This is a genomic window from Pseudomonas peradeniyensis, assembly GCF_014268935.2.
GTDB classification, from domain to species: Bacteria; Pseudomonadota; Gammaproteobacteria; order Pseudomonadales; family Pseudomonadaceae; genus Aquipseudomonas; species Aquipseudomonas peradeniyensis.
On sequence record NZ_JABWRJ020000005.1, the window covers coordinates 386,671 to 411,957 of the forward strand.

A 25,287-nucleotide genomic window follows, 5' to 3' on the forward strand; every position below is an offset into this window, starting at 1 on the left:
GTTGGTGTTCTCTCTCAGCGGATCTGTGGGCCGATGAAACGGCTCTTGGCTTCAACCTGGCTGGCGCTGTCGTCGGCGTCCTTGAGGATGAAGGTGATTTCGTTGGTGGTCGAGGGCAGTTGTTCAGGGGCGACCGACAGCTGCACCGGCAGGTTGACGATGTCGCCGGCGGCGACGCGGATTTCGCGCTGGCCTTCGAGCTTGAGGTCGGGCAGGCCGGCGGCGTCGAGCACGTAGACGTGGTCGCGCTGGTCCTTGTTCATCACCTTCAGGCTGTAGACGTTCTCGATCCGGCCCTGGGCGTTCTCGCGGTACAGCACGCGGTCCTTGGCCACGTCGAAGCCGACCAGTGAGCGGGTGGCGAAGGCGGTGACCAGGGCGCCGATCATCACCAGCAGCACCAGGGCGTAGCCGATCAGGCGCGGGCGCAGCATGTGGGTCTTCTGCCCGGACAGGTTGTGCTCGGTGGTGTAGCTGATCAGGCCCTTGGGGTAGTTCATCTTGTCCATGATGCTGTCGCAGGCATCGATGCAGGCGGCGCAGCCGATGCACTCGATCTGCAGGCCGTCACGGATGTCGATGCCGGTGGGGCAGACCTGCACGCACATGGTGCAGTCGATGCAGTCGCCCAGGCCCTTGGCCTTGTAGTCGATGTCTTTTTTGCGCGGGCCGCGGGTCTCGCCGCGGCGCGGATCGTAGGAGACGATCAGGGTGTCCTTGTCGAACATCACGCTCTGGAAGCGCGCGTACGGGCACATGTAGATGCACACCTGCTCGCGCAGCCAGCCGGCGTTGCCGTAGGTGGCCAGGGTGAAGAAGCCGACCCAGAAGTAGGCCCAGCCGTCGGCCTGACCTGTGAAGAACTCGATGGCCAGTTCGCGGATCGGCGCGAAGTAGCCGACGAAGGTCATGCCGGTGACGAAGCCGATCAGCAGCCACAGGCCGTGCTTGGCCAGCTTGCGCAGGAACTTGTTGGCGCTCATGGGCGCCTTGTCCAGTTTCATGCGCTGGTTGCGGTCGCCTTCGGTGACTTTCTCGCACCACATGAACACCCAGGTCCACACGCTCTGTGGGCAGGTGTAGCCGCACCAGACCCGGCCGGCGTAGACGGTGATGAAGAACAGGCCGAAGGCGGCGACGATCAGGATGCCCGAGAGCAGGATGAAGTCCTGGGGCCAGATGGTGGCGCCGAAGATGTAGAACTTGCGTTCGGGCAGGTTCCACCAGACGGCCTGGTGGCCGCCCCAGTTCAGCCAGACGGTACCGAAGTACAGCAGGAACAGCACCGCGCCACCGACCATCCGCAGCCTGCGGAAGATGCCGGTGAAGGCGCGGGTGTAGATTTTTTCGCGCGAGGCGTAGAGGTCGACGGAATCCTTCCCTTTGCTGGCAGGCGGGGTGACGTCATGTACCGGAATTTGCTTGCTCATCATCAAGTCCCACGGCAGTGGAGAAATGCCGCGGCCAGTGCGTGCCGGCCGCAGTCTCGCGCGTTCTGCTAGCGCTCTGCGGCCCATGATACGCCTGAGTTGGCGCGTGCGGGGCGCGCTGCGACCTTTAGTCGCGTTGGGTTCGTGGTGTGAATCGTGTTATGGCGGGTGTCAATTGATTCAGGTCAGTTTCGGCTCGTTTTATGCTCGAATGAACGTGGGAGCGGCGCACCGCCGCTCCCACGTTTGACCCATCACTCGGCTTTTGGCTCTTGTTGCTCCTGGTGCGACAGGCTGTAGACGTAGGCCGCCAGCAGGTGGACCTTGTCGTTGCCCTGCATCTGCGCCTGGGCCGGCATCTGCCCCTGGCGGCCATAGCGGATGGTCTGCTGCAGCTGGGCGAAGCTCGAGCCGTAGATGAACGCCTGCGGATGGGTCAGGTTCGGCGCGCCCATGGCCGGGGTGCCCTTGCCTTCAGGTCCGTGGCAGGCCACGCAGTTGGTGGCGAAGATCTGCTGGCCCTTGGCCGGGTCGGCCTTGGCGTCCTCGGGCAGCTTGCGCCCGTCCAGGTTGGTCAGCACGAAGGCCGCCACATCCGCCACGCCCTGCTCGCCGATCACCGTGGCCCAGCCCGGCATCACGCCGTGGCGACCGTTCATGATGGTGGTCTTGATGGTCTCCGGCTCACCGCCCCAGCGCCAGTCGTTGTCGGTCAGGTTGGGGAAGCCGTAGGCGCCCCGTGCGTCGGAGCCGTGGCACACCGAGCAGTTGGAAGCGAACAGGCGCGCGCCCATCTTCAGGGCCTGCGGGTCCTTGGCCACATCCTCCAGCGGCATGGCGGCGAACTTGGCGAAGATCGGCCCGAAACGGGCGTCGGCCTTGGCCATTTCCTTTTCCCACTCATGCACGCCGGTCCAGCCGGCCTGGCCGTTGGAGAACTCGGTCTTCTTGTCGTTGTCGACGTAGGCGTAGCCCGGCAGGAGGCCTTTCCAGTTGCCCAGGCCCGGGTACAGCACCAGGTAGCCGAGGGCGAAGACCACGGTGCCGACGAACAGCCAGAACCACCATTTCGGCAGCGGGTTGTCGTACTCCTCGATGCCGTCGAAGGCGTGGCCGACGACTTCGTCGGTAATCTCTTCGCGCTGGCCCTTGCGGGTCGACAGCAGCAGCCAGGTCAAGGCGAAGATGGTGCCCAGGGTCAGGACGGTGACGTACAGACTCCAGAAGGTTGTCATTGTTGTTTGCTCCTAGAAGCTTTTGCTTGCTCGACGTGCCGGGTGGCGTCTGGATCGTCCGCGAACGGCAGTTGCGTCGCTTCGTCGAATTCCTGCTTGCGCCGCGGGCTGAACACCCACAGCGCCAGGCCCACGAAGGCCACCAGCACCACGACGGTGCCCAGGCCGCGAATCATCCCGATATCCATCAGCGTCACCGTTTGCTTTTGATGAGGGTGCCAAGGCCTTGCAGGTACGCGACGATGGCGTCCATCTCGGTCTTGCCCTTGACCGCGTCGCGGGCGCCGGCGATGTCTTCGTCGGTGTACGGCGTGCCCAGGGTGCGCAGCACTTCCATCTTCTTGGCGGTGTCCTTGCCGTCGAGCTTGTTCTCCACCAGCCACGGGTACGACGGCATCTTCGACTCCGGTACCACGTTGCGCGGGTTGTACAAGTGGGCGCGGTGCCAGTCATCCGAGTAGCGGCCGCCGACCCGGGCCAGGTCCGGGCCGGTACGCTTGGAGCCCCACAGGAAGGGGTGGTCCCACACGCTCTCGCCGGCCACCGAGTAGTGGCCATAGCGTTCGGTCTCGGCGCGGAATGGCCGGATCATCTGCGAGTGGCAGCCCACGCAGCCTTCGCGGATGTAGATGTCGCGGCCTTCGAGCTCCAGCGCGGTACGCGGCTTCATGCCCTCGACCGGCTTGTTGGTGACGTCCTGGAAGAACAGCGGGACGATCTGCGTGAGGCCACCGACGCTGACGGCGATGACCATGAAGAAGGCCATCAGGCCAATATTCTTCTCGACTGCTTCATGCTTCATCAGTGGGCTCCCACGACGACGATCTTGGCGGCTTCCTCAGCCTGAACCGGGTTGGCGGCGCGCACGGTACGGAACACGTTGTAGGCCATCAGCAGCATGCCGGAGGCGAAGAACGCACCGCCCAGGGCGCGGACGATGAAGCCCGGGTGGCTGGCCTGCAGGGCTTCGACGAAGGAGTAGGTGAGGGTGCCGTCGTCGTTGATGGCGCGCCACATCAGGCCCTGGGTGATGCCGTTGACCCACATCGAGGCGATGTACAGTACGGTGCCGATGGTAGCTAGCCAGAAGTGCGCGTTGATCAGCCCGACACTGTGCATCTGATCGCGGCCGTAGAGTTTCGGGATCATGTGGTAGACCGCGCCGATCGAGATCATCGCCACCCAGCCGAGGGCGCCGGCGTGGACGTGGCCGATGGTCCAGTCGGTGTAGTGCGACAGCGAGTTGACCGTCTTGATGGCCATCATCGGGCCTTCGAAGGTGGACATGCCGTAGAACGCCAGCGAGACGACCAGGAAGCGCAGGATCGGGTCGGTGCGTAGCTTATGCCAGGCGCCCGAGAGGGTCATCATGCCGTTGATCATGCCGCCCCAGCTTGGCGCCAGGAGGATGATCGACATCACCATGCCCAGCGACTGCGCCCAGTCCGGCAGCGCGGTGTAGTGCAGGTGGTGGGGACCGGCCCAGATGTACAGGGTGATCAGCGCCCAGAAGTGCACGATCGACAGGCGATAGGAGTAGATCGGGCGTTCGGCCTGCTTGGGCACGAAGTAGTACATCATCCCGAGGAAGCCGGTGGTGAGGAAGAAGCCCACGGCGTTGTGCCCGTACCACCACTGGATCATCGCGTCGGTGGCGCCGGCGTAGGCCGAGTAGGACTTGAACAGGCTCACCGGCAGGGAGATGTGGTTGACGATGTGCAGCATCGCGGTAACCACGATGAAGGCGCCGTAGAACCAGTTGCCGACGTAGATGTGCTTGGTCTTGCGCTTGACGATGGTGCCGAAGAACACCAGGGCGTAGGTGACCCAGACGATGGCCAGCAGGATCGCCAGCGGCCACTCGAGCTCGGCGTATTCCTTGGTGGTGGTGAAGCCCATCGGCAGGGTGACCAGCGCGCCGACGATCACCGCCTGCCAGCCCCAGAAGGTGAAGGCGGCCATGCTGTCGGAGATCAGCCGGGTCTGGCAGGTACGCTGCACCACGTAGTAGCTGGTGCCGAACAGGGCACAGCCACCGAAGGCGAAGATCACCAGGTTGGTGTGCAGTGGGCGCAGGCGGCCGAAGCTCGTCCATGGCAGGTCCAGGTTGAGCTGGGGCCATACCAGTTGCGAGGCGATGAAGACGCCGAGCCCCATGCCAAGGATCCCCCAGACCACCGTCATGATGGCGAACTGGCGGACGACCTTATAGTTATAAGCAGTCGGACTGATTGCAGTGCTCATTCTAAGGTTCCACGGTTTGGGTGTTCTTGTTGGTTGGTAAATCGGCGCCAGTATCGATAACCACCAGGGTTATGGCAACGCAAGGAAACCTGCGCCGACCCGTGTCCAGACCCTTTTCACCGCCGTCCCGCGGCTCTTGGGCTGGATGATTGTACACAAATAAATATTTGTAATGTGTACCGTTTTCCATGTTTTTCTGATCGTTCGGTCAAGCTTTTAAATCGGGGACGGGCACGCAAGGCGTCATCCCAAAGCCGCAGGCTCGTGAGCGTGGAGTCGATGCGTGATGTCAGGCTGTGCACCACGTCTGTTCCGGTCGCTGCGAGCGGAGCCACTGTGGCAACAAGCTTAGTTGTGTTCGGAGGGGGTGCAAGGCGGGGAGGGGAGAGGGGCTGCCATGCAGCCCATCGCGGGCAAGCCCGCTCCCACAGGTTCAGCGCTGTACTTGTGGGAGCGGGCTTGCCCGCGAAAAGGGCCGCGAAGCGGCCCTCGGGTGTTACTTGGCGGTTACGGTTTCTGGCACTTGCTCCTGCGACAGGCTGTACACATAGGCCGCCAGCAGGTGGACCTTGTCGTTGCCCTGGATGTCGTGCTGCGCCGGCATCTGGCCCTGGCGGCCATAACGGATGGTCTGTTGCAGCTGGGCGAAGCTCGAGCCGTAGATGAACGCCTGCGGATGGGTCAGGTTCGGCGCGCCCATGGCCGGGGTGCCCTTGCCTTCAGGCCCGTGGCAGGCCACGCAGTTGGTGGCGAACAGCTCCTTGCCCTTGGCCGGGTCGGCCTTGACGCCTTCTGGCAGGCTGCGGCCATCGAGGTTGGTCAGCACGAAGGCCGCCACGTCGGCCACGCCCTGCTCGCCGATCACCGTGGCCCAGCCCGGCATGATGCCGTGGCGGCCGTTCATGATCGAGGCCTTGATGGTCTCCGGCTCGCCGCCCCAGCGCCAGTCGCTGTCGGTCAGGTTGGGGAAGCCATAGGAGCCCTTGGCGTCGGAGCCGTGGCACACCGAGCAGTTGGAGGCGAACAGCCGGCTGCCCATCTTCAGCGCCTGTGGATCCTTGGCCACTTCCTCCACCGGCATGGCGGCGTACTTGGCGAAGATCGGGCCGAACTTGGCGTCGGCCTTGTCCATCTCCCTCTGCCACTCGTCTACCTGGGTCCAGCCATTCTCGTAGCCGGGCAGGATGCCTTTCCAGTTGCCCAGGCCCGGGTAGAGGATCAGGTAGCCGACCGAGAACACCAGGGTGCCGACGAACAGCCAGAACCACCATTTCGGCAGCGGGTTGTCGTACTCCTCGATGCCGTCGAAGCTGTGGCCCATGGTCTGGTCGGTGGTGTCGCTGCTCTGGCCCTTGCGGGTGGCGAGCAGCAGCCAGGTCAGGCCGATCAGGCTGCCGAGGGTCAGTACGCTGATGTACGTACTCCAGAAGGTGGTCATTGCCGGGTACTCCTCATTGCAGCAGGTTCCTGCCCGGCGGGGGGCAGGCGGTCGTCGACGAAGGGCAGCAGGCGCGCTTCGGCGAAATCACGGTCGCGGCGACGGTTGAACACCCAGAGCGAGAGGCCAATGAAGGCGATCATCACCACCAGGGTGCCCAGGCCACGGATCATGCCGATGTCGATGTCCATCGCACTCACCTCTTGTTCTTGATCGCGGTGCCGAGCACCTGCAGGTAGGCGACCAGCGCATCCATCTCGGTCTTGCCCTTGACCGCGTCCTTGGCACCGGCGATGTCGTCGTCGGTGTAGGGCACGCCGAGGCCGCGCAGGACGCGCATCTTGACGTCGGTGTGGCTGTTGTCGACCTGCGCGGCCACCAGCCATGGGTACGACGGCATCTTCGATTCCGGTACCACGTTGCGCGGGTTGTACAGGTGCGCGCGGTGCCAGTCATCCGAGTAGCGGCCGCCGACCCGGGCCAGGTCCGGACCGGTACGCTTGGAGCCCCACAGGAACGGGTGGTCCCACACGCTCTCGCCGGCCACCGAGTAGTGGCCGTAGCGCTCGGTCTCGGCACGGAACGGCCGGACCATCTGCGAATGGCAGCCCACGCAGCCTTCGCGGATGTAGATGTCGCGGCCTTCGAGCTGCAGGGCGGTGTAGGGCTTCATGCCCTCGACCGGCTTGTTGGTGACGTCCTGGAAGAACAGCGGGACGATCTGGGTCAGGCCGCCGATGCTGACGGCGAACACCATCAGCAGGGCCATCAGGCCTATGTTTTTCTCAACGACTTCATGGTTCATCAGGCTCTACTCCTCAAGCCAGCTGGGCGTTGGCGGTGGCTTGCTCGGCAGCCGGGGCGCGCACGGTGCGCCAGGTGTTCCAGGCCATCAGGAACATGCCGCTGAGGAAGATCACGCCGCCGACGAAGCGCACGACGAAGCCTGGGTGGCTGGCCACCAGGGTTTCGACGAACGAGTAGGTCAGCGTGCCGTCGCTGTTGACCGCGCGCCACATCAGGCCCTGGGCGATGCCGTTGACCCACATCGAGGCGATGTAGAGCACGGTGCCGATGGTGGCCAGCCAGAAGTGCGCGTTGATCAGCCCGAGGCTGTACATGCGTTCCTTGCCGAACACTTTCGGGATGGTGTGGTACAGCGCGCCGATGGAGATCATCGCCACCCAGCCGAGGGCGCCGGCGTGGACGTGGCCGATGGTCCAGTCGGTGTAGTGGGACAGGGCGTTGACCGTCTTGATGGCCATCATCGGGCCTTCGAAGGTGGACATGCCGTAGAACGCCAGCGAGACGACCAGGAAGCGCAGGATCGGGTCGCTGCGCAGCTTATGCCAGGCGCCCGAGAGGGTCATCATGCCGTTGATCATGCCACCCCAGCTCGGGGCCAGCAGCACCAGCGACATGATCATGCCCAGCGACTGCGCCCAGTCCGGCAGCGCGGTGTAGTGCAGGTGGTGGGGACCTGCCCAGATGTACAGGGTGATCAGCGCCCAGAAGTGCACGATCGACAGGCGATACGAATACACCGGGCGCTCGGCCTGCTTGGGCACGTAGTAGTACATCATCCCCAGGAAGCCGGCGGTGAGGAAGAAGCCCACGGCGTTGTGGCCGTACCACCACTGCACCATGGCATCGGTCGCACCGGCGTACAGCGAGTAGGACTTGGTCAGGCTGACCGGCACTTCCAGGTTGTTGACGATGTGCAGGATCGCCACGGTGAGGATGAAGGCGCCGAAGAACCAGTTGCCCACGTAGATGTGCTTGGTATTGCGCTTCATCAGCGTGCCGAAGAACACCACGGCATAGGCCACCCAGACGATGGTGATCAGGATGTCGATCGGCCATTCCAGTTCGGCGTATTCCTTGGTGCTGGTGTAGCCCAGCGGCAGGCTGATCGCCGCCAGCAGGATCACCAGTTGCCAGCCCCAGAAGGTGAACGCGGCCAGGCGTGGCGCGAACAGGGTGGTCTGGCAGGTGCGTTGCACCGAATAATAGGAGGTGGCGAACAGGGCACAGCCGCCGAAGGCGAAGATCACCGCGTTGGTGTGCAAGGGTCGCAGGCGGCCGAAGCTGGTCCACGGCAGGTCGAGGTTGAAGGCGGGCCAGGCGAGCTGGGCGGCAATGAAGACGCCGAGCCCCATCCCGACGATGCCCCACACCACCGTCATGATGGCGAATTGGCGGACCACCTGATAGTTGTAGGCGGTACTGCTGGTTGTGTTCATGTATGGGTTCCCATCCACGGTTATAGGCAGGCTAAACAGCGAGGCAAGCATGATTAATGGGCAAAGTGCCGGTATTGACGGGGATCAATGGGCGAAGATCGGAAATGTCCCAGGCTTGCGCTGCGATCCTCCGAAAATGGCGGAGGATCGCGGCATTTCCAGCTGCCTGATCCTGGCCCATGGCGCCGGTGCGCCAATGGACAGCGGGTTCATGGAGGACATGGCGCAAAGGCTGGCGGGGCAAGGGGTAGGGGTGGTGCGCTTCGAGTTCCCGTACATGGCCGAGCGGCGCCTGAACGGCGGCAAGCGGCCACCCAATCCGCAGAAGGTGTTGCTCGAATGCTGGCGGACTGTATACGACCAGCTGCGACCATTGGTCGCAGGGCGATTGGCTGTCGGCGGCAAGTCCATGGGCGGGCGCATGGCCAGCCTGCTGGCGGATGAACTGGGCGCCGATGCGCTGGTGTGCCTGGGGTATCCGTTCTATGCGGTGGGCAAACCGGAGAAGCCACGGGTGGAGCACCTGGCCGGGCTGCGCACGCGAACGTTGATCGTGCAGGGCGAGCGGGATGCCCTGGGCAATCGTGAGGCGGTGGCAGGGTATGCGCTATCGCCGGCGATCGAGGTGAGCTGGCTGGTGGCGGCGGATCATGACCTCAAGCCGTTGAAGGCGTCGGGGTTCAGTCATGAGCAGCACATGCAGGCGGCGGCGGAGCGGGTAGCGGCTTTCCTGCGGGTGTAGCCATCGCGGGGCAAGCCCGCTCTTCGTGGGAGCGGGCTTGCCCCGCGATGAGGGCCTCAGCTCAGTCGCGGTACTCGCACAGGTAAGCGGTATCCACGGCCACCTTCAGCTGGAACTTGCTGTCGGCGGCCACGTTGAACTTGTCGCCCGCGTTGAAGGTTTCCCAGTTGTCGCTACCTGGCAGCTTCACGCTCAGGGCACCGGAGACCACGTGCATGATCTCGCGCTTGGCGGTGCCGAACTCGTATTCGCCCGGGGCCATCACGCCCACGGTGGCCGGACCTTCCTTGCCTTCGAAGGCGATCGACTTGACGGTGCCATCGAAGTACTCATTGACCTTGAACATCGGGCGACTCCTGAAAAAGGACTGAAAAAAGGGCTGGCCAGTATGCCCAAGGCCCGCCCCTGCGTCATCTGTTTCAGGCGCTGCCCGGTGGCAGGCTCAGGGGCAGCAGGCGCGCGGTGTTGCGGGCGTCTTCCAGGGCCCGGTGCTGTTGCCCGGTAAACTGCAGGCCGGCCAGTTGCAGGGCGCTGTTCAGGCCTGCCGGGCGCTGCAGGTGGCGGGCCTTGGCGAAGCGTTGCTTGAGGTTGATGTGCGGCAGTTGCTCCAGCAGGCTGCGCACATGATGTGCCTGCCATTCCTGCAGCAGTTGCTTGCGGTCGTAGTCGCCCCAGCTGACCCAGGCCTGCAACTGCGCCTGGTGATGGCCCAGCCAGCGTTCGAACACGGTCCAGACCTCGGGGAAGGGCGCGGCGGCATCGACCTCGGCCTGGCCGATGTGGGTCAGCTCGCGACAGAAGGGGGTCAGCTGCGGCCGCCGCCGTGGCCGCACGAAGCGCTGGAAGTGATCGACCTCGCGCCCGTCGCGGGTGACCAGGCTTGCGCCGATTTCAATGATTTCCATCTCCGTGACCGGCCAGCCGCCGTCGTCGGTGGTGGCTTCCAGGTCGATCACCAACCAGTGGCCCATGCCAGGCTCCCTATCAATGCAAAAAAGCCTGCGCGCTCGCCGCGGCGCGTGCGCAGGCCAGTAGAGCGTAGCCAAACTCGAGGTCCACGACATCCCCTGGCACTTTGGCATATTCGGCGGTTGTGCCTGTGCGGGAAAACGCCTAGCTTAGGTGCATTCAGGCCTTTACCCGTGATGAGTGCCCCGACTTGATTCCACTGCCCAATGCCAAGCTGTCGTCCTCCCTGTTGCTGCTCGCGACGGTTTTGCTGAGTGCCGCGACACAGGCCGAGGTGGTGCGGGAAGTGAAGATCGGGGCGGCGCATTTCCCGCCCTACACCGTGCGTCCGGAGCAGGGGGCCGATACCGGTCTGCTGCCGCAACTGGTGGAGTCACTGAACCGTTCGCAGTCCTTGTACCGTTTCGTCCTGGTGCCCACCTCGATTCCCCGGCGCTTCGGCGATTTCCAGCAGGGCCGCACCGACATGGCGATCTTCGAGAATCCGCAGTGGGGCTGGCAGGAGATCGAGCACAAGGCGGTGGACATGGGCCTGGAGGATGCCGAGATCTTCGTCAGTCGCCAGCAGGCCGGGCGTGACCAGCATTACTTCGACGACCTCGAGGGCAAGCGCCTGGCGCTGTTCAATGGCTACCACTACGCCTTCGCCGATTTCAACGCGGACCCGGCCTGGTTGAAGAAGCGCTACCGTGCCACGCTGACCTATTCCCACGACAGCAACCTGAACATGGTCGAGCGTGGGCGTGCCGACATCGCCCTGGTCACCCGCTCGTACCTCAGCGATTTCCTAAAGCGCAACCCGGAAAGCGCCGGCCAGTTGCTGGCATCGCAACGGGTCGACCAGGTCTATCATCACTACGCGCTGCTGCGCCCGGGTGCGGCCATCAGCCCCGAGGCTTTCGCCAGCCTGTTGCGCCAGCTGCGGGAGAATGGCGAGCTGCTGCGCATCTTCCAGCCCTACAAGATCACCGTCGAAGCGCCGCACGACTAAATTTCGGCGAAGTTGCCGCGTATTCAGTAATGAGCGTGCAAGATTCTGCAGTGCCCTAGGCAAACGCGCCGGTAGCGGCCCCAGATTCAGTGTTGACGCAACGATCGTTGGGGCCGCTTTGCGGCCCTTTCGCGACACAAGGCCGCTCCCACAGGGGCGGGGTTTGCCCTTCGGTGAGGGTGTCAGCCCAGGCGGCTGCTCTTGCGGCAATGGATCAGCGCATCGCGAATCATGAAGTTGACCAGCGTCGGCGACACCCCCAGCTCCTTGGCGATGTCCTTCTGCGGCACGCCATGCAGGCGGTACATCTCGAAGGCGTAGCGGGTGCGCTTGGGCAGTTCGTCGAGGGCGTCGGCGATGTGTTCCAGGGTGGCGAGATTGATGTGGGTGGCTTCGGGCGAGGCATTCTGGATGACCACATTCATCCCTTCCTCTTCGCTGCCGGTGTATTTCAGCTCCATGGCCTGCTTGCGGTAGTGATCGATGGCCAGGTTGCGCACGATCTGGAACAGGTAGCTGAGCTGGGCCTTGAAGGAAGAGGTGATCTGCGGGGCGGCACTGAGCCTGAAGAAGGCGTCCTGCACCACATCCTCGGCGCGGGAGCGGCAACCGGTGATGCGCGCCGCGATCTTTACCAGGATGCTGCGGTTGTCGACGAATGCCTGGAGTAATGGTGAATCGCACTTACTTGTGGATAGTTGTTCCGCCATGGAAATCACCTTGTCTCGAAGAGGAGTGGGAGCGCACCCCTGAGGGAGGCTTCCTACGACGTGCGACAAACTATGCGTAATGATAATGATTGTCAAATACGAAAGTTAATGAGTTTTGATCCATTTTGGTTCTAAGCTCCAGGCTGTGAACTGCTTCACTCCATCCCTCTGCGCCCGGCCTTCCCGGGCCGTCCGACAGGCCTAATTTCTTCCCCGGCCCATCCGTTCCCCTGTGTACATCTCGGCTGCCGAACACTGCCCGCCTGTCGTGCGCGGGTCAGTCAGGCGCGACTCACCCAGACACTGGCAGGAACAATCCATGACGGACGCCTTCGAACTCCCGCACTCGCTGGTCCAGGCCCTGGCGCAGCGCGCCGCCCAGACCCCAGAGCGCATCGCCTTGCGCTTTCTGGCCGACGCGCCCGGCGAGCAGGCGGTGCTCAGCTACCGGGACCTCGACCAGCGCGCGCGGACCATCGCCGCGGCGTTGCAGGCCCGGGCCGGGTTCGGCGAGCGTGCCGTGCTGCTGTTCCCCAGCGGCCCGGACTATGTCGCGGCCTTCTTCGGCTGCCTGTACGCCGGGGTGATCGCCGTGCCGGCCTATCCGCCGGAGTCTTCGCGCCAGCATCATCAGGAACGCCTGCTGTCGATCATCGACGACGCCGAGCCGCGCCTGCTGCTGACGGTAGAAGCGCTGTGTGACAGTTTGCAGGGCCTCGAAGCCCTGGCTGGCGCCAACGCTCCGGGCCTGCTGGCCGTGGATCGTCTCGATCCGCAGCTGGCCGAGCAGTGGCGCGAGCCTGAGCTCAAAGGCAATGACATCGCCTTCCTGCAGTACACCTCCGGCTCCACCGCGCTGCCCAAGGGCGTGCAGGTCAGCCACGGCAACCTGGTGGCCAACGAACAGCTGATCCGCCAGGGGTTCGGCATCGACCTGAACCCGGATGACGTGATCGTCAGCTGGCTGCCGCTGTACCACGACATGGGCCTGATCGGTGGCCTGCTGCAGCCGATCTTCAGCGGCGTGCCTTGCGTGCTGATGTCGCCGGGATACTTCCTAGCCCGACCGCTGCGCTGGCTGCAGGCGATCAGCGAATACGGCGGCACCATCAGCGGCGGCCCGGACTTCGCCTACCGGTTGTGCAGCGAGCGGGTCAGCGAGGCCGCGCTCGCCGGCCTGGACCTGAGCCGCTGGCGCGTGGCCTATTCCGGTTCCGAGCCGATCCGCCAGGACAGCCTCGACACCTTCGCCGAAAAATTTGCCGCCTGTGGCTTCGACGCCAGCAGCTTCTTCGCCAGCTATGGCCTGGCCGAGGCCACCCTGTTCGTCAGCGGCAGCCGCCGTGGCCAGGGCATCGGCGCCCTGGAACTGGATGCCGAGGCCTTCGCCGCCAACCGTGCCGAGCCGGGCAAGGGCAGCGTGCTGATGAGCTGCGGCTATCCGCAGCCGGGCCACGTGGTGCGCATCGTCGAGCCGCAACAGCTGCAGGTACTGGCTGACAACCAGGTGGGCGAGATCTGGGCCGGCGGCCCGAGCATCGCCCTGGGCTACTGGCGCAACCCCGAGGCCAGCGCCCGCACCTTCGTCGAGATGGACGGCCAGACCTGGCTGCGCACTGGCGACCTGGGCTTCATGCGCGACGGCGAGGTGTTCGTCACCGGACGCCTGAAGGACATGCTCATCGTCCGTGGCCAGAACATTTACCCGCAGGACCTGGAAAAGACCTTGGAGCGTGAGGTCGAGGTGCTGCGCAAGGGCCGGGTGGCGGTATTCGCCGTCGATGACCAGGGCGAGGAGGGCATCGGCGTGGCGGTGGAGATCAGCCGCAACGTGCAGAAGGCGCACACGCCCGAGGCGCTGATCAACACCCTGCGTCGGGTCATCGCCGACGCCTGCCGCCAGGCCCCGGCCGTGGTCCTGCTGCTCAACCCCGGCGCGCTGCCCAAGACCTCCAGCGGCAAGCTGCAGCGCTCGGCCTGCCGCCTGCGCATGAACGACGGCAGCCTGGATATCTATGCGCGGTTCCCGACGGCGCAAACGGCGCAGGGCAATGGCGTGGCGGGTGACGACCTGCAGGCACGGATCGCCGGTATCTGGCGTGAGCTGCTCAAGGTCGAATCGGTGGCGGCGGATGATCACTTCCTGCTGCTGGGCGGCAACTCCATCGCCGCCACCCAGGTGACCGCGCGCCTGGGCGACGAGCTGGGCCTGCAACTGAGCCTGCGCACCCTGTTCGAAGCGCCGACCCTGGCCGAGTACAGCGCCGCCGTGGCGGCCATTGTCGCCGAAGGCGGCAGCGCAGCCGGCGTGATCCGCAACCAGGACCGCGACCAGGCGTTGCCGCAGTCACTGGCACAAAATCGCCTGTGGCTGTTGTGGCAACTGGAGCCGCAGTCCGCCGCCTACAACATCCCCGCCGGTCTGCACCTGCGCGGCGAGCTTGACGAGGCGGCGCTGCAGGCGAGCTTCCAGGCACTGGTCGCCCGCCACGAATCCTTGCGCACGCTGTTCGACGAGGTCGACGGCCAGGCCGTGCAGCGCATCCTGCCGAGCCAGCCGTTCAGCCTGCGTCATCTGGATCTCGAAGGGCTGTCGCCCGCCGAGGTGGCCGTGCGCCGTGAGGACGAGGCGCAGCAGCCGTTCGACCTGCGTCAGGGCCCGCTGCTGCGGGTGACCCTGGCCCGCCTGGACGATGAAGAGCACCAGCTGTGGGTGACCCTGCACCACATCGTCGCTGACGGCTGGTCGCTGAATATCCTGCTGGATGAGTTCGCCCGCCTTTACGCCGCCCAGGGCCAGGCTGTGCAACTGCCCGAACTGACACTGGGCTACGCCGACTACGGCCAGTGGCAGCGCCAGTGGCTGGCCGACGGCGAGAGCGCCCGTCAGCTCGACTACTGGAAGAACACGCTGGGTGATCAACTGCCGGTGCTCGACCTGTGCACCGACCAGCCTCGCGCCAGCCAGCAGCACACCCGCGCCGCGCGCCACAGCCTCAAGGTGCCGGCGGCGCTGACCAGCGCCCTCAAGGAGCTGGCCCGCGACCAGCAGGCCAGCCTGTTCATGGTCCTGCTGGCCGGCTGGCAGGCCCTGCTGCACCGCTACAGCGGCCAGGGCGACATCCGCGTCGGCGTGCCCAACGCCAACCGCCTGCGCCTGGAAACCCAGGGCATGGTCGGCTTCTTCATCAACACCCAGGTGCTGCGCGCCGAGCTCGACGGCCGCCTGCCGTTCGCCGGGCTGCTGGCCCAGGCGCGCCAGGCCACCCTGGAGGCCCAGGCCCATCAGGACCTGCCTTTCGAACAACTGCTCGAAGCGCTGCCGCAGGCCCGTGAGCAGGGCCTGTTCCAGGTCATGTTCAACCACCAGCAGCGCGACCTGTCGGCCCTGCGCCGCCTGCCCGGGCTGCTGGCCGAAGAGCTGCCGTGGCACAGCCGCGAGGCCAAGTTCGACCTGCAACTGCACAGCGAGGAAGACCACCAGGGCCGCCTGACGCTGGCCTTCGACTACGCCGCCGGGTTGTTCGAGGCGGCCACCGTCAAGCGCCTGGCCAGTCATCTGCTGGCCTTGCTCGAGCAGGTCTGCGCCGAACCGCAACTGGCCCTTGGCGAAGTGCGCCTGCTCGACGAGCAGGGCCGCGCGCAACTGCTCGGCTGGGGGCAGGCGCCAATGGCGAGCGCGCCGCGGCTGCTGGTCGAGCAACTCAATGAACAGGCCCGCCTGACCCCCGAGCGCACCGCGCTGGTGTGGGAGGGCGGCCAGCTCAGCCATGCCGAGCTGCACCAGCAGGCCAACCGCCTGGCCCACTACCTGCGTGACAAGGGCGTCGGCCCGGACACCTGCGTGGCCATCGCCCTGGAGCGTTCGCCACAGTTGCTGGTCGGCCTGCTGGCCATTCTCAAGGCCGGCGGCGCCTATGTGCCGCTGGACACCGACTACCCGGCCGAGCGCCTGGCCTACATGCTGGCCGACTGCAAGGCCGGCCTGCTGCTCAGTCACGGCAGCCTGCTCGACAAGCTGCCGCAGGTGGACGGCGTCAGCGCCATCGCCCTCGACCAGTTGCACCTGGACAGCTGGCCGAGCCAGGCCCCCGGCCTGCACCTGCACGGCGACAACCTTGCCTACGTGATCTACACCTCCGGCTCCACCGGTCAGCCCAAGGGCGTGGGCAACACCCACGCGGCCCTGGCCGAACGCTTGCAGTGGATGCAGCAAACCTACGCGCTGGACGACAGCGACGTGCTGATGCAGAAAGCGCCGATCAGCTTCGACGTGTCGGTCTGGGAGTGCTTCTGGCCGCTGGTCAGCGGTTGCCGGCTGGTGCTGGCCGGCCCCGGCGAGCACCGCGACCCGCAGCGCATCGCCCAGCTGATCCAGCAGTACGGAGTGACCACGCTGCACTTCGTGCCGCCGCTGCTGCAGGTGTTCGTCCAGGAGCCGCTGGCCGCTGGATGCACCAGCCTGCGCCGGCTGTTCTCTGGAGGCGAGGCGCTGTCCGCGGCCCTGCGTGATCGCACGCTGCAGCTGCTGCCGCAAGTGCAACTGCACAACCGCTACGGCCCGACCGAAACCGCCATCAACGTCACCCACTGGCACTGCCAGGCGAGTGATGGCGCCCGCTCGCCCATCGGCCGCCCGCTGGGCAATGTGCTGTGCCGGGTGCTGGACGACGAATTCGAGCTGAGCGCGCCGGGCGTGCCCGGCGAGCTGTGCCTGGGGGGCGCGGGCCTGGCCCGTGGCTACCTCGGCCGCCCGGGGCTGACCGCCGAACGCTTCGTGCCCCAGCCCGATGGCGACGGCGCGCGCCTGTACCGCAGTGGCGACCGCGCCCGCTGGCATGTGCAGAGCCAGGCCCTGGAATACCTGGGTCGCCTCGACCAGCAGGTGAAGGTGCGCGGTTTCCGCGTCGAGCCCGAGGAAGTGCAAGCGGTGCTGCTGGCCCAGCCGGGTGTCGCCCAGGCCCTGGTGCTGATCCACCAGGATGCCGTCGGCGCCCAGCTGGTGGGCTACTACAGCGGCATCGAGCAGAGCGACGCGCTGCTGGCCGCGCTGGCCGAGCGCCTGCCGGCCTACATGGTGCCGACGCAGCTCATCCACTTGGCGCAGATGCCCCTGGGGCCGAGCGGCAAGGTCGAGCGCAAGGCGCTGCCGGCGCCGGTCTGGCAGCAACGTGAACATGTCGAACCGCAGAGCGCGCTGCAGCAGCAGGTCGCGGCGATCTGGCGCGAGGTGCTGAACCTGCCGCAGGTCGGCCTGCAGGACGATTTCTTCGCCCTCGGCGGCCACTCGCTGCTGGCCACCCAGATCGTCTCGCGCACCCGCCAGGCGCTGGATGTCGAGCTGCCGCTCAAGGCCCTGTTCGACGCCAGCGAACTGGGCGCGTTCTGCGCCGAGATCGCCCGCCTGCAGGGCAGCGGCGAGCGTAACCGCCAAGGCGCCATCGCCCGTGTCGACCGCCGCCAGGCCGTGCCGCTGTCGTACTCGCAGCAGCGCATGTGGTTCCTCTGGCAGATGGACCCGCATAGCCCCGCCTACAACGTCGGCGGCATGGCCCGCTTCCAGGGAGCGCTGCATGTGGACGCCTTTGAGCGCGCCCTGCAGGCGCTGATCGTGCGCCATGAAACCCTGCGCACTACCTTCCCCAGCATCGACGGCAAGCCCTACCAGTGCGTGGCCGATGACAGCCACCTGCAACTGCACTGGCACGACTTCAGCACCTTGGCCGACGAGGCCCGCCAGCAACGCCTGCAGCAACTGGCCGACGACCAGGCGCACCAGCCGTTCGACCTGGAGCGCGGCCCGCTGCTGCGCGCCTGCCTGGTCAAGGCCGGCGAGCGCGAGCACTACTTCGTCCTGACCCTGCACCACATCGTCACCGAAGGCTGGGCCATGGACATCTTCGCCCGTGAGCTGGGCGAGCTGTACGAGGCCTTCGTCGACGAGCGCGAGTCGCCGCTGGCGCCGCTGCCGGTGCAGTACCTCGACTACAGCGTGTGGCAGCGCCAGTGGCTGGAAAGCGGCGAGGGCGCCCGTCAGCTGGCCTACTGGAAAGACCGCCTGGGCGACGAGCACCCGGTGCTGGCGCTGCCGGCCGACCGTCCACGCCCGGCGGTGCAGAGCTACCAGGGTGAGCTCTACCGCTTCGACCTGGATCCGGCACTGGTCAAGCGCGTACATGCCTTCAACAGCCAGCGCGGCCTGACCCTGTTCATGACCATGACCGCCACCCTGGCCGCGCTGCTGCACCGCTACAGCGGCCAGCGCGACCTGCGCATCGGCGCGCCGGTGGCCAACCGCATCCGCCCGGAAAGCGAGGGGCTGATCGGCGCCTTCCTCAACACCCAGGTGCTGCGCTGCGAGCTGGATGGGCAGATGAGCGCCGGCGCGCTGCTCGACCAGGTGCGCCAGACCATCATCGATGGCCAGTCGCACCAGGACCTGCCGTTCGAGCAACTGGTCGAGGCCCTGCAGCCGCCGCGTTCGAGCGCCTACAACCCGCTGTTCCAGGTGATGTGCAACGTGCAGCGCTGGGCCTTCCAGCAGAGCCGTGAGCTGGTGGGCATGCAGGTGGACTACCTGGTCAACGACGCCAGCGCCACCAAGTTCGACCTGTACCTGGAGGTCACCGACCTCGACGGCCGCCTGGGCTGCTGCTTCACCTACAGCCGCGACCTGTTCGACGAACCGCGCATCGCCCGCATGGCCGAGCACTGGCAGCAGCTGCTGGTGGCGTTGATCGAAGACCCGCAACAGCGCCTGTGCGAACTGCCGATGCTCGCCGAAGCCGAGCAGCAGGTGCTGATCGGCCAGCTCCAGGGCGAGCAGGACTTCGAGCTGAACCAGACACTGCACGGGCTGTTCGCCGCCCAGGCCGAGCGCACCCCGCAGGCCCTGGCCCTGACCTTTGCCGGCAAGCACCTGAGCTATGCCGAGCTCGACCAGCAGGCCAACCGCCTGGCCCGCGCCCTACGCGAACGTGGCGTCGGCCCGCAGGTGCGGGTGGGCCTGGCGCTGGAGCGCTCGCTGGAGATGGTGGTGGGCCTGCTGGCCATTCTCAAGGCCGGTGGCGCCTATGTGCCGCTCGACCCGGAGTACCCCCTCGACCGCCTGCGCTACATGATCGAGGACAGCCGCCTCGGCCTGCTGATCGGCCAGCGCGACCTGCTCGAAACCCTGGGCGAACTGCCGCCGGGCGTCGCGCGCTGGAGCCTGGAGGACGATGCCGCGAGCCTGTCCGCCTACAGCGACGCCGCCCTGGACAACCTCAACCTGGCGCAGCACCAGGCCTACCTGATCTACACCTCCGGCTCCACCGGCAAGCCCAAGGGCGTGGTGGTCAGCCACGGTGAAATCGCCATGCACTGCAAGGCGGTGATCGCCGAGTTCGGCATGCGCAGCGACGACTGCGAGCTGCATTTCTATTCGATCAACTTCGACGCCGCCAGCGAACGCCTGCTGGTGCCGCTGCTGTGCGGCGCCCGCGTGGTGCTGCGTGCCCAGGGGCAGTGGGGCGCCGAGGAAATCTGCCAGCTGGTGCGCGAGCAGCAGGTCAGCGTGCTCGGCTTCACCCCGAGCTACGGCAGCCAGCTGGCCCAGTACCTGGCCGGGCAGGGCGTGCAGTTGCCGGTGCGCCTGGTGATCACCGGTGGCGAGGCGCTGACCGGCGAACACCTGCAGCGCATCCGCCAGGCCTTTGCCCCGCAACAGTTCTTCAACGCCTACGGCCCGACCGAGACCGTGGTCATGCCGCTGGCGTGCCTGGCACCGGACACGCTGCCCGTCGATGCCGGCAGCGTGCCGATCGGCCGGGTGATCGGTGCCCGCACCGCCTACATCCTCGACGACGACCTGGCCCTGCTGCCACAGGGCGGCATCGGTGAGCTGTACGTGGGTGGCGCGGGCCTGGCCCAGGGTTATCACGACCGTCCGGGCTTGAGTGCCGAGCGCTTCCTCGCCGACCCGTTCAGCCATGACGGTGGCCGCCTGTACCGCACCGGCGACCTGGTGCGCCTGCGCGCCGATGGCCTGGTGGAATATGTCGGGCGTGCCGACCAGCAGGTGAAGATCCGCGGCTTCCGTATCGAGCTGGGCGAGATCGAGAGCCGCCTGCAGGAGCATGTCGACGTCGAGGAGGCGGTGGTCCTGGCCCTCGACCTGCCGGGCGGCAAGCAGCTGGTGGGCTACCTGGTGTGCCCACAGGCCAGCGCCGATGGCGAGGCCCAGGCCCTGCTGCGCGAGGCGGTCAAGGCCGATGCCCGCCAGCACCTGCCGGACTACATGGTACCGGCGCACCTGGTGCTGCTCGACAGCCTGCCGCTGATGGGCAACGGCAAGCTCGACCGCCGCGCGCTGCCGGCGCCGGACCTGGAGCAGGCGCGCCAACACTACCAGGCCCCGGCCAATGAGCTGGAAAGCCAATTGGCGCAGGTCTGGCGCGAAGTGCTCAACCTGCCGCGCATTGGCGTGCAGGACAACTTCTTCGAGCTGGGCGGCGACTCGATCCTGTCGATCCAGGTGGTCAGCCGGGCCCGTCAGCTGGGGCTGCAATTCACCCCGCGCGACCTGTTCCAGCACCAGACCATCCAGACCCTGGCTGCGGTGGTGACCCGCAGCGAGGCTCCGAGCAGCATCGAGCAAGGACCGCGTGAGGGCAGAACCGGCCTGACGCCGATCCAGCACTGGTTCTTCGACAGCGAAGTGCCGCAACCACAGCACTGGAACCAGGCCGTGCTGCTGCAGGTACGCCAGCCGCTGCAGGCCGAGGCGCTGGAGCAGGCCCTGGCCGCGCTGGTCGAACACCACGACAGCCTGCGGCTGCGCTTCGGCCAGGCCAGCGGCCGCTGGCAGGCCGAGTACGCCCAGCCGAGCAGCCAGCCGTTGCTGTGGACCGCGACCGTGAGCGATTTCGAGGACTGCCAGGCGCTCTATACCGATGTGCAGCGCAGCCTCGACCTTGCCGAGGGGCCGCTGCTGCGCGCCTTGCTGGTCGGCGACGACCAGGGCGCCCAGCGCCTGCTGCTGGCGATCCATCACCTGGTGGTCGATGGCGTGTCCTGGCGCGTCCTGCTGGAAGACCTGCAGGCGCTGTACCGCGGTGAAACGCTGGCCGCCAAGACCCATGCCATGGGCGACTGGGCGGCGCGCCTGGCCAGTTATGCCGGCAGCGATTCACTGCGCGACGAGCTGGGCTGGTGGGAAGCGCAACTGGGCAACGCCCGTCGCGAACTGCCCTGTGACCACCCCCAGGGCGGCAACCTGCACCGCCATGCCCGCAGCATCGCCATCGAGCTGGACGTAGAGCAGACCCGCCAGCTGCTGCAACAGGCGCCGGCGGCCTACCACACCCAGGTCAATGACCTGCTGCTGACCGCCCTGGCGCGCACCCTGTGCCAGTGGAGCGGCGATCAACAGGTGCTGGTGCAGCTGGAAGGCCATGGTCGCGACGGCTTGTTCGAGGACATGGACCTGACCCGCAGCGTCGGCTGGTTCACCAACGCCTACCCACTGAGCCTGAGCCCGCAGATGGGCGAAGGCGAATCGGCTCGTGCCGGCTCGATCAAGCGCATCAAGGAGCAGTTGCGCCAGGTGCCGCACAAGGGGCTGGGCCATGGCGTGCTGCGCTACCTGGCCGACGAGGCCGGGCGCGAACGCATGGCCGCGCTGCCCCAGGCGCGCATCACATTCAACTACCTGGGTCAGTTCGACCAGCAGTTCGACCAGGCGGCGCTGTTCCAGCCGCTGGACGCCCCCGCAGGCCTGGCCCATGACCTCGATGCGCCGCTGCCGAACTGGCTGAGCGTCGATGGCCAGGTGTACGGCGGCGCGCTGCAACTGCGCTGGAGCTTCAGCGCCGAGCGCTACGACGAAGCGACCATTGCCCGCCTGGCCGAAGCCTACCGCCAGGAGCTGCTGGCCCTGGTCGGCCACTGCCTGGCGGACGGCAACGGCAGCTTCACGCCGTCGGACTTCCCGCTGGCGCAACTGACCCAGGAGCAGATCGACGCGCTGCCGATTCCGGCCGCCGAGATCGAGGACGTCTACCCGCTGACGCCGATGCAGGAAGGCCTGCTGCTGCACACCCTGCTCGAACCGGGCACCGGCATCTACTACATGCAGGACCGCTACCGCATCAACAGTGCCCTCGATCCCGAGCGCTTCGCCCAGGCCTGGCAGGCCGTGGTGGCACGGCACGAGGCCTTGCGCGCATCGTTCAGCTGGAACGCCGGCGAAGCGATGCTGCAGATCATCCACAAGCCCGGCAAGACCCCGGTGGACTACCAGGACTGGCGCGGCCTCGACGAGGCCGCCCAGGAAGCGCGCCTGCAGGCGCTGCACAAGCAGGAGCGCGAGGCCGGCTTCGAACTGCTGCGCGAAGCGCCGTTCCACCTGCGCCTGGTGCGCGTCGACGACGCGCGCTACTGGTTCATGATGAGCAACCACCACATCCTCATCGATGCCTGGTGCCGCTCGCTGCTGATGAACGACTTCTTCGAGATCTACCAGGCCCTGGGCGAAGGGCGCCAGGCCCAGCTGCCGGTGCCGCCGCGCTACCGCGACTACATCGGCTGGCTGCAGCGCCAGGACCTCGACGAGGCGCGCCAGTGGTGGCAGGCCAACCTGGCCGGCTTCGAACGGGCCACGGCGATCCCCAGCGATCGGCCGCTGCGCCACGATCACGCCGGTGACGGCATGGTGGTGGGCGATTGCTACACCCGCCTCGAGGTGAGCGAGGGCGCGCGCCTGCGCGAACTGGCCCAGGCTCACCAGCTGACGGTCAACACCTTCGCCCAGGCGGCCTGGGCCCTGACCCTGGCCCGTTACAGCGGCGACCGCGACGTGGTGTTCGGCGTCACCGTGGCCGGGCGCCCGGTGAGCCTGCCGCAGATGCAGCGCACGGTCGGCCTGTTCATCAACAGCATCGCCCTGCGCGTGCAGATGCCGCAGCCCGGCGAGCGGCGCAGCGTGCGTGACTGGCTGCAAGGCCTGCTCGACCGCAACATGCAGCTGCGCGAGTACGAGTACCTGCCGCTGGTGGCGATCCAGGAATGCAGCGAGCTGCCCAAGGGCCAGCCGCTGTTCGACAGCCTGTTCGTGTTCGAGAACGCCCCGGTGGAAACCGCCGTGCTCGACCATGCCCAGCACCTGGACGCCAGTTCCGACTCGGGCCGTACCCACACCAACTTCCCGCTGACCGCGGTGTGCTACCCGGGCGACGACCTGGGCCTGCACCTGTCGTTCGACCAGCGCTATTTCGACTACCCGACCGTCGAGCGCCTGCTCGCCGAGTTCAAGCGCCTGCTGCTGGCGCTGGTCGAAGGCTTCGACGGCGAGGTGGACGAGCTGGCATTGCTGGGCGCCGATGAGCAGCGCTTCCTGCTCGACGACTGCAACCGCACCGAGCACAGCTACGCCCTGGAGCAGAGCTACGTCGAGCTGTTCGAGGCGCGGGTCGCCGCGCACCCGCAGCGCACCGTCGCCCGCTGCCTGGAGGCCGCCTACGACTATGCCGGGTTGAACGTGGCGGCCAACCGCCTCGGCCATGCCCTGGTCGCGGCCGGCGTGGCCATCGACCAACCGGTGGCGCTGCTGGCCGAGCGTGGCCTGGCGCTGCTGGGTATGATCGTCGGCAGCTTCAAGGCCGGCGCCGGCTACCTGCCGCTGGATCCGGGCCTGCCGTCGGCGCGCCTGCAACGCATCGTCGAGCTCAGCCGCACGCCGGTGCTGGTGTGCAGCGCGGCCTGCGCCGAGCAGGCGCGCCAGCTGCTCGACGAAGTGGCGGGCGCGGCACGGCCGAAGCTGCTGGTCTGGGAAGAGGTGCAGGCGAGCAACGTGGCCAGCCACAACCCCGGCATCCACAGCGCGCCGGACAACCTCGCCTACGTGATCTACACCTCCGGCTCCACCGGCCTGCCCAAGGGCGTGATGGTCGAGCAGCGCGGCATGCTCAACAACCAGCTGAGCAAGGTGCCGTACCTGGCCCTGGACGAGCAGGACGTAATCGCCCAGACCGCCTCGCAGAGCTTCGACATCTCGGTGTGGCAGTTCCTCGCCGCGCCGCTGTTCGGGGCCAAGGTGGAAATCGTGCCGAACGCCATCGCCCATGACCCGCAGGGCCTGCTGAGCCATGTGCAGGCCACCGGCATCACCGTGCTGGAGAGCGTGCCGTCGCTGATCCAGGGCATGCTGGCCAACGACCACCAGGCCCTCGACGGCCTGCGCTGGATGCTGCCGACCGGCGAGGCCATGCCGCCCGAGCTGGCCGCCCAGTGGCTGCAGCGCTACCCGGCCATCGGCCTGGTCAACGCCTATGGCCCGGCGGAGTGTTCGGATGACGTGGCGTTCTTCCGCGTCGACGCCGCCTCGACCCAGGGCAGCTACCTGCCGATCGGCACGCCGACCGACAACAACCGCCTGTACCTGCTCGGCGAGGACCAGGCCCTGGTGCCGCTGGGCGCGGTGGGTGAACTGTGCGTCGCCGGTACCGGCGTGGGTCGTGGCTATGTCGGCGATCCGCTGCGCACCGCCCAGGCCTTCATCCCGCATCCGTATGGTGCGCCGGGCGAGCGCCTGTACCGCACCGGCGACCTGGCCCGCCGCCGTCCCGATGGCGTGCTGGAGTACGTCGGGCGTATCGACCACCAGGTGAAGATCCGCGGCTACCGCATCGAGCTGGGCGAGATCGAGGCACGCCTGCACGAGCAAGCCGAGCTGCGCGATGCCGCGGTGGGCGTGCAGGAAGGCGTCAACGGCAAGCACCTGGTCGGCTACCTGGTGGCGCACCAGGGCGTCGCCGCCGATGCCGCGCTGCTCGACCAGCTCAAGCAGCGCCTGCGCGCCGAACTGCCGGAGTACATGGTGCCGCTGCACTGGGGCTGGTTCGACAGCCTGCCGCACAACGCCAACGGCAAGCTCGACCGCAAGGCGCTGCCGGCCATCGAGATCGGCGGCCAGCACAGCCAGGCCTACCTGGCGCCGCGTGACGAACTGGAACAGACCCTAGCCGGCATCTGGGCCGATGTGCTCAAGGCCGAACGGGTGGGCGTGCGCGACAACTTCTTCGAGTTGGGCGGGCATTCGCTGCTGGCGACGCAGATCGCCTCGCGGGTGCAGAAGGCCCTGCAGTTGAACGTGCCGTTGCGGGCGATGTTCGAGTGCAGCACGGTGGAAGAGTTGGCGGAGTACGTGCGCGGGCTGCAGGACAGCGCGCTGGATGACGCCAAGGTTGATCGGTTGAGCGACCTTATGGCGGAGCTGGAGGCGTTGTAACTGCATTGCCTTCAGCGC

15 protein-coding genes are annotated in these 25,287 nt (G+C 66.7%); 3 read left to right on the forward strand and 12 right to left on the reverse strand.

The window, feature by feature from the left end:
- Positions 1-14: 14 nt before the first annotated feature.
- From ccoG to ccoN (HU751_RS25970), 9 genes are all read right to left on the reverse strand, one after another.
- The gene (gene ccoG, locus HU751_RS25930; protein WP_186732891.1) at positions 15-1,430 is read right to left on the reverse strand and encodes a cytochrome c oxidase accessory protein CcoG; all 1,416 of its coding nucleotides are present in this window, start codon (positions 1,428-1,430) and stop codon (positions 15-17) included.
- A gap of 254 nt (positions 1,431-1,684) precedes the next feature.
- Positions 1,685-2,665, reverse strand: a complete 981-nt coding sequence (gene ccoP, locus HU751_RS25935; RefSeq protein ID WP_186732890.1) for a cytochrome-c oxidase, cbb3-type subunit III — start codon at positions 2,663-2,665, stop codon at positions 1,685-1,687.
- On the reverse strand, positions 2,662-2,853 hold the full coding sequence (locus HU751_RS25940) for a cbb3-type cytochrome oxidase subunit 3 (protein ID WP_186715629.1): 192 nt from the start codon (positions 2,851-2,853) through the stop codon (positions 2,662-2,664). Before HU751_RS25940 ends, ccoP (HU751_RS25935) begins: the two co-directional genes overlap by 4 nt.
- Positions 2,854-2,858: 5 nt before the next feature.
- On the reverse strand, positions 2,859-3,467 hold the full coding sequence (gene ccoO / locus HU751_RS25945; protein ID WP_186715631.1) for a cytochrome-c oxidase, cbb3-type subunit II: 609 nt from the start codon (positions 3,465-3,467) through the stop codon (positions 2,859-2,861).
- Entirely contained in the window at positions 3,467-4,909 is a 1,443-nt protein-coding gene (gene ccoN / locus HU751_RS25950; protein WP_186732889.1) for a cytochrome-c oxidase, cbb3-type subunit I, read from the reverse strand. Before ccoN (HU751_RS25950) ends, ccoO (HU751_RS25945) begins: the two co-directional genes overlap by 1 nt.
- Before the next feature lie 496 nt (positions 4,910-5,405).
- Positions 5,406-6,347 carry a cytochrome-c oxidase, cbb3-type subunit III gene (ccoP, locus tag HU751_RS25955; protein WP_186732888.1) on the reverse strand — a complete coding sequence of 314 codons (942 nt, stop codon included), beginning with the start codon at positions 6,345-6,347 and terminating at the stop codon, positions 5,406-5,408.
- Entirely contained in the window at positions 6,344-6,538 is a 195-nt protein-coding gene (locus HU751_RS25960) for a cbb3-type cytochrome oxidase subunit 3 (RefSeq protein ID WP_011533056.1), read from the reverse strand. Before HU751_RS25960 ends, ccoP (HU751_RS25955) begins: the two co-directional genes overlap by 4 nt.
- 5 nt (positions 6,539-6,543) lie before the next feature.
- Entirely contained in the window at positions 6,544-7,152 is a 609-nt protein-coding gene (ccoO, locus tag HU751_RS25965; protein ID WP_110739384.1) for a cytochrome-c oxidase, cbb3-type subunit II, read from the reverse strand.
- 13 nt (positions 7,153-7,165) lie between these two features.
- On the reverse strand, positions 7,166-8,590 hold the full coding sequence (ccoN, locus tag HU751_RS25970; protein WP_186714778.1) for a cytochrome-c oxidase, cbb3-type subunit I: 1,425 nt from the start codon (positions 8,588-8,590) through the stop codon (positions 7,166-7,168).
- 49 nt (positions 8,591-8,639) lie between these two features.
- On the opposite strand from ccoN (HU751_RS25970), the gene HU751_RS25975 reads away from it, so the two are divergent.
- A complete protein-coding gene (locus HU751_RS25975; protein ID WP_367616997.1) occupies positions 8,640-9,332 on the forward strand; it encodes an alpha/beta family hydrolase in 693 nt (230 codons plus the stop codon).
- A gap of 61 nt (positions 9,333-9,393) precedes the next feature.
- Here HU751_RS25975 and ppnP read toward each other — a convergent pair whose 3' ends face one another.
- Both ppnP and HU751_RS25985 read right to left on the reverse strand, forming a co-directional pair.
- On the reverse strand, positions 9,394-9,678 hold the full coding sequence (gene ppnP, locus HU751_RS25980) for a pyrimidine/purine nucleoside phosphorylase (protein ID WP_038705716.1): 285 nt from the start codon (positions 9,676-9,678) through the stop codon (positions 9,394-9,396).
- A gap of 73 nt (positions 9,679-9,751) precedes the next feature.
- Complete coding sequence (locus HU751_RS25985) at positions 9,752-10,303, reverse strand: 3'-5' exonuclease (protein WP_186732886.1); 552 nt, start codon at positions 10,301-10,303, stop codon at positions 9,752-9,754.
- Positions 10,304-10,491: 188 nt separating this feature from the next.
- Here HU751_RS25985 and HU751_RS25990 point away from each other — a divergent pair, with 188 nt between their 5' ends.
- Entirely contained in the window at positions 10,492-11,292 is an 801-nt protein-coding gene (locus HU751_RS25990) for a substrate-binding periplasmic protein (RefSeq protein ID WP_186732885.1), read from the forward strand.
- A gap of 182 nt (positions 11,293-11,474) precedes the next feature.
- On the opposite strand, the gene HU751_RS25995 is transcribed toward HU751_RS25990, so the two are convergent.
- Positions 11,475-12,002: an RNA polymerase factor sigma-70 gene (locus HU751_RS25995; RefSeq protein ID WP_028692886.1), complete on the reverse strand. Its 528-nt coding sequence runs from the start codon at positions 12,000-12,002 to the stop codon at positions 11,475-11,477.
- A 319-nt stretch (positions 12,003-12,321) separates the two neighbouring features.
- On the opposite strand from HU751_RS25995, the gene HU751_RS26000 reads away from it, so the two are divergent.
- Positions 12,322-25,269, forward strand: a complete 12,948-nt coding sequence (locus HU751_RS26000; RefSeq protein WP_186732884.1) for a non-ribosomal peptide synthetase — start codon at positions 12,322-12,324, stop codon at positions 25,267-25,269.
- Positions 25,270-25,287: the final 18 nt, after the last annotated feature.

Bases quoted from the DNA above. Each gene is read 5' to 3' on its own strand.
- HU751_RS25940 (WP_186715629.1), bottom strand. From the start codon at position 2,853: ATGGATATCGGGATGATTCGCGGCCTGGGCACCGTCGTGGTGCTGGTG.
- HU751_RS25985 (WP_186732886.1), bottom strand. From the start codon at position 10,303: ATGGGCCACTGGTTGGTGATCGACCTGGAAGCCACCACCGACGACGGC.
- HU751_RS26000 (WP_186732884.1), top strand. From the start codon at position 12,322: ATGACGGACGCCTTCGAACTCCCGCACTCGCTGGTCCAGGCCCTGGCG.
- ccoN (WP_186732889.1), bottom strand. From the start codon at position 4,909: ATGAGCACTGCAATCAGTCCGACTGCTTATAACTATAAGGTCGTCCGC.
- HU751_RS25995 (WP_028692886.1), bottom strand. From the start codon at position 12,002: ATGGCGGAACAACTATCCACAAGTAAGTGCGATTCACCATTACTCCAG.
- ccoG (WP_186732891.1), bottom strand. From the start codon at position 1,430: ATGAGCAAGCAAATTCCGGTACATGACGTCACCCCGCCTGCCAGCAAA.
- ccoO (WP_110739384.1), bottom strand. From the start codon at position 7,152: ATGAACCATGAAGTCGTTGAGAAAAACATAGGCCTGATGGCCCTGCTG.
- HU751_RS25975 (WP_367616997.1), top strand. From the start codon at position 8,640: ATGATTAATGGGCAAAGTGCCGGTATTGACGGGGATCAATGGGCGAAG.
- ppnP (WP_038705716.1), bottom strand. From the start codon at position 9,678: ATGTTCAAGGTCAATGAGTACTTCGATGGCACCGTCAAGTCGATCGCC.
- ccoN (WP_186714778.1), bottom strand. From the start codon at position 8,590: ATGAACACAACCAGCAGTACCGCCTACAACTATCAGGTGGTCCGCCAA.
- ccoP (WP_186732888.1), bottom strand. From the start codon at position 6,347: ATGACCACCTTCTGGAGTACGTACATCAGCGTACTGACCCTCGGCAGC.
- HU751_RS25960 (WP_011533056.1), bottom strand. From the start codon at position 6,538: ATGGACATCGACATCGGCATGATCCGTGGCCTGGGCACCCTGGTGGTG.
- ccoO (WP_186715631.1), bottom strand. From the start codon at position 3,467: ATGAAGCATGAAGCAGTCGAGAAGAATATTGGCCTGATGGCCTTCTTC.
- ccoP (WP_186732890.1), bottom strand. From the start codon at position 2,665: ATGACAACCTTCTGGAGTCTGTACGTCACCGTCCTGACCCTGGGCACC.